This is a genomic window from Polaromonas sp. (assembly GCF_018780625.1).
GTDB lineage: Bacteria > Pseudomonadota > Gammaproteobacteria > Burkholderiales > Burkholderiaceae_C > Polaromonas.
Genome location: NZ_JADMJK010000208.1, coordinates 1 through 6,712 on the forward strand (window position 1 = coordinate 1; position 6,712 = coordinate 6,712).

The 6,712-nt window shown below is 63.0% G+C and carries 9 protein-coding genes and 1 pseudogene; 6 read left to right on the forward strand and 4 right to left on the reverse strand.

Annotation, left to right across the window (positions count from 1 at the left end):
* Together IV091_RS15320 and IV091_RS15325 are read right to left on the reverse strand one after the other, a co-directional pair.
* On the reverse strand, positions 1-343 hold a 343-nt coding region (locus IV091_RS15320; RefSeq protein ID WP_293470124.1), incomplete at its 3' end, for an argininosuccinate synthase domain-containing protein.
* Positions 344-393: 50 nt separating this feature from the next.
* Positions 394-711 (reverse strand): pyrimidine/purine nucleoside phosphorylase, encoded by a 318-nt coding sequence (locus IV091_RS15325; RefSeq protein ID WP_293470125.1) that lies wholly within the window; start codon positions 709-711, stop codon positions 394-396.
* 165 nt (positions 712-876) lie between these two features.
* On the opposite strand from IV091_RS15325, the gene IV091_RS15330 reads away from it, so the two are divergent.
* Positions 877-1,452: a sigma-70 family RNA polymerase sigma factor gene (locus IV091_RS15330; protein WP_293470126.1), complete on the forward strand. Its 576-nt coding sequence runs from the start codon at positions 877-879 to the stop codon at positions 1,450-1,452.
* Positions 1,453-1,567: 115 nt separating this feature from the next.
* The gene (locus tag IV091_RS15335) at positions 1,568-2,350 is read left to right on the forward strand and encodes an anti-sigma factor (protein WP_293470127.1); all 783 of its coding nucleotides are present in this window, start codon (positions 1,568-1,570) and stop codon (positions 2,348-2,350) included.
* Positions 2,351-2,413: 63 nt separating this feature from the next.
* On the opposite strand, the gene IV091_RS15340 is transcribed toward IV091_RS15335, so the two are convergent.
* Both IV091_RS15340 and IV091_RS15345 read right to left on the reverse strand, forming a co-directional pair.
* The gene (locus tag IV091_RS15340) at positions 2,414-3,148 is read right to left on the reverse strand and encodes a glycine zipper 2TM domain-containing protein (RefSeq protein WP_293470128.1); all 735 of its coding nucleotides are present in this window, start codon (positions 3,146-3,148) and stop codon (positions 2,414-2,416) included.
* A 140-nt stretch (positions 3,149-3,288) separates the two neighbouring features.
* Positions 3,289-3,633 (reverse strand): arsenate reductase, encoded by a 345-nt coding sequence (locus IV091_RS15345; protein ID WP_293470129.1) that lies wholly within the window; start codon positions 3,631-3,633, stop codon positions 3,289-3,291.
* Between the two features lie 165 nt (positions 3,634-3,798).
* Here IV091_RS15345 and folC point away from each other — a divergent pair, with 165 nt between their 5' ends.
* The 4 genes and pseudogenes from folC to IV091_RS15365 all read left to right on the forward strand — a co-directional run.
* A complete protein-coding gene (gene folC / locus IV091_RS15350; protein WP_293470130.1) occupies positions 3,799-5,109 on the forward strand; it encodes a bifunctional tetrahydrofolate synthase/dihydrofolate synthase in 1,311 nt (436 codons plus the stop codon).
* An 87-nt stretch (positions 5,110-5,196) separates the two neighbouring features.
* Positions 5,197-6,000, forward strand: a complete 804-nt coding sequence (locus IV091_RS15355; protein WP_293470131.1) for an SPOR domain-containing protein — start codon at positions 5,197-5,199, stop codon at positions 5,998-6,000.
* A 21-nt stretch (positions 6,001-6,021) separates the two neighbouring features.
* Entirely contained in the window at positions 6,022-6,501 is a 480-nt protein-coding gene (locus tag IV091_RS15360; RefSeq protein WP_293470132.1) for a CvpA family protein, read from the forward strand.
* 48 nt (positions 6,502-6,549) lie between these two features.
* Positions 6,550-6,712 (forward strand): annotated as a pseudogene (locus tag IV091_RS15365) (amidophosphoribosyltransferase); the annotation flags it as partial.

The following is a 6,712-nucleotide window of genomic DNA, read 5'->3' on the forward strand; positions in this document are numbered from 1 at the left end:
CCAGCATGGTGCCGGTCACGGCGCGGCCCAGCGGCGTGGTGTTGAAGTAGGTGACGCCGGCGGTGGTGATGTGGAAGGCACCGGCCTGCAGCGCGGCCAGGCCTTCGGCGGCCAGCTGGCTGCGGCAGTCGATCAGGCGGGCCTTTTCAGCGCCGTATTGCATGGCCTTGCGCGGGATTTCCTCGTAGTCCGGTTCGTCGGGCTGGCCCAGGTTGGCCGTGTAGGCATAGGGCACGGCGCCCTTGAGTTTCATCCAGTGCAGGGCTGCGCTGGTGTCAAGCCCGCCTGAAAATGCAATGCCGACTTTCTGGCCGATGGGAAGATGCTGAAGTATGGTGGCCATGAAATGGGTTCCTGCGTGGTCTTGAGTGGGGGCGGATGATTGCGGCGGATTCAGGCGAAGTGGCAGATGTAGTGGTAGGGCGCGGCAACACGGATATCAAAGCTGGCGTTGCCCGGCACGCTGAATTGCTCGCCTGCTGACGACGTGAGCCACTGGTCGGTTCCGGCCAGCTTGTACTCGCAGCTGCCCGCCACGCATTCCATGATTTCGGGCGCACCGGTGTTGAAGGTCAAGGTGGCCGGAAGGATCACGCCGACCGATTTTTTGGTGCCGTCCGCCAGCGTGATGCCGTGGCTGACGCATTTGCCGTCGAAGTACACGCTGGCTTGGGTGCTGACGCTGACGTTGTCAATTTTTTCGGTAGTCATGGAATGGATTGGTTAACAGTGAAAAACAGGGCGGCCAGTGCGCTGGCGCATAAAGCAATTATTTTAGGTCACACCGCTGGCCGGGCCTGCGCTGCGGCGGATTGAGGGTGTTGAATCCGATCTGACCTTGCGGGCGTATTCAGGAATATTGGACAATCATCTTCCATGAAGCCAGAAAGCCCGGATATTCAATTGATTGCACTCCTTGACCGTGTTGCACTGGCCGATGAGCCGGCCCTGCGCGAACTGTACGACTTGACCTCGTCCAAACTCTACGGCGTCGCCGTGCGCGTGGTCACCAACCGCGAATGGGCGGAGGATGTGCTGCAGGAGGCTTTTCTGAACATCTGGCGAATTGCCGGTGACTACAAAGCGTCGCTGTCGCCACCCATGGCCTGGATGGGCCTGGTGGTGCGCAGCCGGGGCCTTGATTTTTTGCGCCGCCGGACTTCCGAGCGAGCGGATGTGATGAAGGAACTTGACGACGTGATTTCAGACACGGTGGCGGGCGACTCGCCCAACCCGATGGACACCACGCAGGCCAGCGAACAGGCCTGGGCGCTGCACCAGTGCCTGAGCCAGCTTGAGAACAAGCAGCGCGAGGTCGTGAGCCTGGCCTATCTGCGGGACTTGAGCCACAGCGAACTGGCCGAGCAGCTCAGGCTGCCTCTGGGCACCGTCAAAACCTGGATTCGCCGCGGCCTGGAGCAACTGCGCGGCTGCATGGGGCGCTTCGCATGAATATGGCCCCCACACTTTTCACTGCGTGTAATACGTTGCCCCCCGAGGGGGCTGAGCTTGCTTGGGGCGGCCCGGCGCTGCGCTCGTTTTCCCCCGCGCTTTCTGGGACATCAGCATGGATATCTTGAACAACCCTGCCCTGATGGATCAGCTGGCGGCGAGCTACGCGCTGGGCACGCTGCGCGGTGGGGCGCGCCGCCGCTTTGAAACGCTGGCGCGTGACAACGCCCCGCTGCGCGCTGCGGCGCTGATCTGGCAAAGCCGGCTGGCCTCGGTGTCCGAACTGCAGCCGCAGGCCGCGCCCAGCCCGGCGGTGTGGCAGCGCATTGAAAACCTCGTCAACGCCGAAAAGCAGGCGCGCGCCATGCAGGCTGCGCGTGCGGCGCCCGTTGCCGCAGCGGCAGCTGGCGGCTGGTGGGCCAGTCTGGGGCTGTGGCGCGGCGCGACGGCGGCTGGCGCCTTTGCGGCCGTGATCGCCGTGGTGACCGGGCTGAACCTGAACACCCAACTGAGCGGCCAGGTGCAGGAACTCAGCGCCAAACTGTCGGCCACCCCCGAGATTCAGTACGTGGCGGTGCTGGCCGACGACAAGGCCTCCGCGTCGATGCTGGTGACTTTTGATCCCAGGAATAAAAAGCTCTTGCTCAAGCGGGTTGGAGATTTCCGCGAGCAGCCTGACAAGTCGCTGGAACTCTGGGCGCTGCCGCCCGGAGCGGCGCCCCGCTCATTGGGCGTGCTCTCGGGTGACCCGGTGGTGCGCCTGACGGCTGCCGACAGCGACATGCAGGAAGTCCCCACGCTGGCCATCAGCCTGGAGCCCAAAGGCGGCGTGCCGGCTGGCAGCGGGCCGAGCGGGCCGGTGCTGTTCAAAGGTGCCCTGATTCAAACGGCGCAGTAAATGTTGTCTGTAAAAAAGGTGCGTTTCGACGCCCTTTTTTTGATGGGACTGGCGACCTCCCTATCAGCGGCGATGCCTGCCGTAACTGCCATAACCCCGGCTGTAGCCAAAGTTAAGGGAAAGCCCGATCGGCAGGTAAATTGGCGCATAGGCCGGTGCGTAGTAAGGCTGCGGGTAATAGACGGGGTAGGCGGGGTAGGCCGGTGCCGCGACCATGGGTTGCACATAGGCTGGCGGCATGGGGGCGGGCTGATAGTAGGCTTGCGGCGGGGGCGGGGCCGGCTGGAAGGTTGGGGGCGCTGTCGTCATGGCGCCAACCGGTGTCACCTGCAGCCGCACGTACAGACCCGGATCGTTCAGCATCTGCGCCGTGTACTGCGTTCTCTGGTATTCGTAGACCACGTTGTAGTGGCTGACGCGGTTTTCGTAAAAAGTTTGCGTCGCGCACTGCTGCAGGTTCTGGATCTGGGGGGCACCGCCCTCGATGCGGTCACCCAGCATGGCGCCGCCGACCAGCCCGATCATGGTGGCGGCTGTCCGCCCCCCGCCATCGCCAATGGCGTTGCCGGCCGCACCACCTGCCAACGCACCCATCAGCGCGCCCGCGCCGGATCGGGGTGCCTGCGTGATGTAGGCCTGGTTGTTGCACACCTGCCGGGGCACGGCCACCTGCTGCACCACCGGCGTGCTGGAAACCACCCGTGCCAGGATGTCCATGGCAGGCGCCGGCAAACTGGCCAGGGCCGCCGCGCCCGCGAGGCTGGACACCAGCAGGGTGCTTGCGCGTGCTCTTTTCATGGTGGTGATCCCTTTCTGCCTCGTGGCCTGGTAGTCAGTTGGTCAATGGATGAATAGAGCGGTTGTGGGGCCCAGAGTTCGATGAAATGTCTGTAAAGCTGGTGACCAGCTGCAGCATCGCATGGGGGAGGACTAAACGTCTAAACGCGCGCGGCCCAGGCCGCAGCATCAAACCCGACCGTGATGTCCGGCCCCCAGTCCACCACCGGGCGCTTGATGACGCTGGCGTGGGCCTGCATCAGCGCCAGCGCCGTCACGTCATCCGTCACGTTGGCCTGCGTCGCTGCGTCCAGCTTGCGCCAGGTCGTGCCTTTGCGGTTCAGTAGCCGGTCCCAGCCGACGGCTTGCGCCCACAACGCCAGTTTGTCGGCCGGAACGCCGTTTTTCTTGAAATCGTGGAATTCATGAGGTTGGCCGTGCGCGGTGAGCCACGCCCTGGCTTTTTTGACGGTGTCACAGTTGGCAATGCCGTAGAGAATGATCATGCGGCGAGTTTGCCATGAATTCAATAAAAAGTGACCTTGGCCCATATGGATTGGTCGCAAGTTGCTATTAAATTGATAGTATTTGGCGGGCGCCAGCGATGCGCTGAAACGGCAAGTTGGCGCCCGCCCAAGGGTTTTCCGCCTTGCGCGACAATACGGGACTGTATGGAACACCTCATCACACTTGACGACTGGCTGGCCCACTGCGAGCGCCTGCACCCCAAAACCATCGACATGGGGCTGGCGCGCGTGCGGGCAGTGGCCGAGCGGATGGGGCTGCGGTTCAGCTGCCCCATCATCACCGTGGCCGGCACCAACGGCAAAGGCTCCAGTTGCGCCATGCTGGAGGCCATTTTGATGGAGGCCGGCTACCGCACCGGCGTCTACACCTCGCCGCATCTGGTGCACTTTGAAGAGCGCTGCCGGGTCCGTGGCGATATTGTCAGTGCGCCTGAATTGGTCGCTAACTTTTCTCGCGTTGAAAGGGCCAGAACCCTGAATGGCGATGAAATTTCGCTGAGCTACTTCGAGTTCACGACGCTGGCCATTTTGCAGCTGCTGGCCGATGCCAGGCTGGACGTGGTCATTCTGGAGGTCGGCCTGGGCGGGCGGCTGGATGCCGTCAATATCCTGGACGCCGATTGCGCCCTGATCACCAGCATTGACCTCGACCACATGGAGTTGCTGGGCAACAACCGCGAAACCATTGGCCTGGAAAAAGCCGGCATCATGCGCGCCGGCAAGCCGGTGGTGGTGAGTGACCCGGTACCGCCGCAAAGTATTCTGGATCATGCGGCCGAAGTGGGTGCTGACTTGTGGCGCTTTGGCCACGACTTCAATTTTTCAGGCGACAAGCTGCAGTGGAGTTGGGCCGGCCGGGGCCGGCGTTATGCCGGGCTGGCGTATCCGGCGCTGCGCGGCGCCAACCAGCTGGTCAATGCCTCTGGGGTGCTGGCGGCGCTGACGGCCTTGCGTGACCGCCTGCCTGTCACCGCCCAGGCCGTTCGCAATGGACTGTCCCTGGTGGAGTTGCCGGGGCGCTTTCAGATCATTCCGGGCCAGCCGACGCTGGTGCTGGACGTGGCGCACAACCCGCATTCGGTCGCCGCGCTGACTGAAAACCTTGATGCCATGGGGTTTTACCCCTGCACCCATGCTGTTTTTGGCGCCATGGCCGACAAAGACCTGGCGCCCATGCTGGCGCGCGTGGGACCGCTGATTGACAAGTGGTATTTTTGCGACCTGCCCACGGCCCGTGCTGCCACCGGCGAGGCACTTCAGGCCAAATGGGCAGCGGTAAAAACCCGTCCGGACGTGATGGCCCATGCTTACAAAAGCCCTGAGTTGGCCCTGCAGGCAGCTGTTGAGGCCGCAGACCCCGCTGATAGAATTGTGGTTTTTGGCTCTTTCCTCACGGTGGGTGGCATTTTGAAGGACGGTGTGCCGCGTCTTTCGGCGCCGCATCTGGCTACTTGAAGTTCAATGAGGTCGCACAAAACGGCCTGACCTCGTCTCTGGAATGCCCGCCAGACCGCGTTAACCTTTAACGGATTCAAGCCAACCATGTCGTTTTTCAACTTCCGCCGGGGCGGCTCCAACGCTGCGCCTCCTGCAGCATCAGCGGTCCAGACGGACAGCGTGGAAGTCATGCGCAAACGTGCCAAGCACCGCCTGATCGGCGCGGCCTTGCTGGTGTTGATGGGTGTGGTGGGTTTTCCGCTGCTGTTTGATACGCAGCCGCGGCCCATTGCCGTGGACATACCGATTGAAATTCCCGGCAAAAACACGGTCAAGCCGCTGGCGCTGCCCGCACCGGCTGGCAGCACGGCAACCCGCAAGGAAATTGCCCCGGCCGAAAAGGTGACTGCCGACGCAAGCCTTGCACCCGAAGAAGAAATTTTGCCATCCCGACCTGCGGCAGCCCCTGTTGAGCGGGCGCCGGTTGCTATTAAAAACGATGTCAAGCCGGGCGCGAAAGCAGAAGTCCGTGCCGTGCCGAAGCCGCCAGTCGAGGCCGAAGCCAAACCGGCACCGCCGCCACCCAAGGCCCCCGTGCCGGACAGCGAAGGTGCGCGGGCCAAAGCGCTGCTCAATGCTGCGCCGCCGCCATCTGCCAAAGCGGTGGTGGCCGAGACTGACGCCCGTGTGGTCGTGCAGGTTGGCGCATTTGCCGACGTGGACAAGGCCCGTGAGGTGCGGGCCAAGCTGGAGCGCGCGGGTCTTAAAACCTACGCCCAGGTGGCGGACACCAAGGACGGCAAGCGCACCCGCGTCCGCGTGGGCCCGTTTGCCAGCCGGGCTGACGCAGAAAAGGCTGCTGCAAAGATCAAGTCGCTTGATTTGCCGGCCGCCATTCTTTCCCTGTGAGCCGCTTGCGGGTGCGTTGCGGTGCTTGACTGGATTTTGGCGAGCGTATTGCTTTTATCCCTGCTGCTGGGTGCGTGGCGGGGGCTGGTGTACGAGGTGCTGATGTTGCTGGCGTGGGTCGCGTCGTTTTATGCAGCGCAGTGGGCCGCACCGCAGGTGGCCGCGATGCTGCCCTTGTCTTCGGTTTCAGAGTCAGTGCGTTATGCGGCGGCCTTTGTGCTTGTGTTTATTGTGGCCGTGTTCGTGACGGGCTTGCTGGCGCATGGGCTCAAGAAGCTGGTTGAAGCCGTCGGCCTGCGCCCCGTGGACCGCGCGCTGGGTGCGGCCTTTGGGCTGGTGCGCGGGGTGGTCTTGTTGCTGGTCGCCACCGTCGTGATGGACATGACGGCGCTCAAGTCCAGCCCCTGGTGGCTGGAGTCGCAGGGCGCGCCCCTACTCACGGCGACGCTCAAGGGCGTGGCGCCGCTACTGCCTGAGCCGTTTGCAAAGTATCTGAATTAGTTTTTTGAATTTATTTTTGAGAGTAGACAACACCATGAGCGAAACACCATGTGCGGAATAGTCGGCGTCGTTAGCAAGGCCCCGGTCAACCAGCTGATTTACGACGGCTTGCTGCTGCTGCAGCACCGTGGCCAGGATGCCGCCGGCATCGTCACCCAGCAGGGGCGCAAGTTCTACATGCACAAGGCCAAGGGCATGGTGCGCGACGTGT